Annotated in this window: 1 protein-coding gene and 1 pseudogene; one reads left to right on the top strand and one right to left on the bottom strand. The window is 52.4% G+C overall.

Annotated features, from left to right (window positions below; all coding sequences use genetic code 11):
- Nucleotides 1-451: primosomal protein N' family DNA-binding protein (locus tag BSZ32_RS00895; RefSeq protein ID WP_484592876.1), on the bottom strand; the 451-nt coding region annotated here is incomplete at its 3' end.
- A 70-nt stretch (nucleotides 452-521) separates the two neighbouring features.
- Here BSZ32_RS00895 and BSZ32_RS19535 point away from each other — a divergent pair.
- A pseudogene (locus BSZ32_RS19535) lies at nucleotides 522-701 on the top strand (IS5/IS1182 family transposase); the annotation flags it as partial.

The following is a 701-nucleotide window of genomic DNA, read 5'->3' as shown; positions in this document are numbered from 1 at the left end:
TGAGGAGTGTGAGGAGTGTGAGGAGTGTGAGGATGACGTGTTGTTTTGGGGCGCGTTTGGCTAGTTTTTCTAGGGCTTCTTCATCGGTCATTTTTTCTAAGACCACGACTTTACGCACTTTTTCTGAGTGGGCGTCTTGTCTAACAGCCTCGGGGACCAGGGCTCGCATGGCTTGTTCCATCGGGCTGCCGTAATACTCTGCCAGCCACCTTCCGAGCTTCATGAGTCCGGGGGTGATGAGTGGCTCGGGATCGATGAGGGAGTGGAGCGGGCGGAGGGTGAAGTTGCTCTGTGGTGGCTTGCCTATTTCTAGGACGGTGCCGGTGGAATTTCTGTTTCTTAGCGGGATGCGGACACGACAGCCGACTGCGACGACACCAAGGCTCTCGGGAACCAAGTAGTCGAAGACTAGATCAGCAGGACCGTCGATGAGGACTTTGGCGGATAGCATTTTTTTTAAGAGGTTATGAGTCTGTCGGACTTACCTTCCTCACAATCTTAAAATCTGCTAGAGTTCGCTCATGGTTGAGAGATTCGTAACTGTAGACCGTGACACCCCGATGCTACTGCCTCCGGATTTACGGGACTGGGTAGCTGATGACGACCTTGTTCACTTCATCATTGAAGCGGTTGATCGTCTTCCTCTCTCTAGTTTCAAAACGAATACACGCGGCTGTGGCAATGCTCAAATGCCACCCCAT

It is taken from the genome of Rubritalea profundi, from assembly GCF_002954445.1.
GTDB classification, from domain to species: Bacteria; Verrucomicrobiota; Verrucomicrobiia; order Verrucomicrobiales; family Akkermansiaceae; genus Rubritalea; species Rubritalea profundi.
The sequence above is the reverse complement of the archived record's forward strand: the minus strand, read 5'-3'. Positions and strand labels throughout refer to the sequence as shown.